A 1121-nucleotide genomic window follows, 5' to 3' on the forward strand; every position below is an offset into this window, starting at 1 on the left:
GGTTGTTTTTCCCAGAGATTGAGTCGGGGGTGTTCCTTATTCATGGGTTTTCCCGTCCGACAGATTCTGCTCACCCGCATATCCTGCAGCACCGGGTGAGACAGTGACGATACGGTATGCACCAAGTTCTTCGGGAATATCACTGAGCACTGCGCAGGTAATAAGTACCTGCTCCGCTTCACGCACCAAAGCCCCTAACCGGTGCCTGCGTGCCGCATCCAACTCAGCAAACACATCGTCAAGGATAAGTATTGGCGAGGAGCCTGGCGACGGGTCATCCTCCAAATGCACAAACCATGATGCCAACCGCATGGCTAAGGCAAACGACCAGCTTTCCCCATGTGAGGCGAACTGTTTAACAGCTAGGCCCCCTAACAGCAGGGTTATATCTTCCCGATGCGGCCCCACCAGGGTAATTCCCCGCTCAATTTCTTCGCTGCGGCGCTCCTCAAAGCAGCGCAGAATCGCCACTTTAAACTCCTCAGGGCGCATACGTGCAGCATGTTCCAGACCCCGCTCAGTCACAGACGGGAAAACGGTGGACTCGTAGGTCAATGAGACGTCTTTAGAACCATCGGTGAGCCCTGCATAGGCACGTTTAAGCTGGGGGAGCAGGACACACAACACCCGGAAACGAGCAGCTAAAAGCTGAGAACCAACTTCAGCAAGTTGCTCATTCCACACTGCGAGGGTGCTCATTGCGTTCTCATCAGCGCTGGCGGCACCTGTACGACGGCGCTGCATTGACTTCAGCAGAGAATTCCGCTGCCGCAGAATACGTTCGTACTCGCTCCGGTACCCGGCAACAGCGGGCCGCAGCGATACCGCCAGATCATCCACGAACCGACGGCGAGCCGCTGGTTCTCCCCTCACCAACTGTAAATCTTCGGGTGAAAACAGTACCGTACGGGCAATGCCCAGCGCTTCACGGGCACGCACCGGGGCTGCACGATTAATCCGCACCCTATTGCTGTGCCCTGGAGCCACCTCAAACTCTGTGACGGTCTGCTGCGATCCACGCACAGTACGGGTGCGAATATAGGCCCGTGAAGCACCCACGCGCACCAGCGGAGCATCATTACTCACCCGGTGAGAGGACAAATTCGCGGTGTAATCAATAG

Annotated in this window: 1 protein-coding gene; it reads right to left on the reverse strand. The window is 56.5% G+C overall.

The features are described 5' to 3' along the window. Positions 1 to 36 precede the first annotated feature (36 nt). Positions 37 to 1121, reverse strand: a 1085-nt coding sequence (gene recF / locus Q4P78_RS09205) for a DNA replication/repair protein RecF (RefSeq protein WP_303340071.1), incomplete at its 5' end; no start/stop codon positions are given.

The sequence above is a fragment of the Rothia sp. (in: high G+C Gram-positive bacteria) genome, assembly GCF_030540545.1.
In the GTDB taxonomy this organism is placed as follows: domain Bacteria; phylum Actinomycetota; class Actinomycetes; order Actinomycetales; family Micrococcaceae; genus Rothia.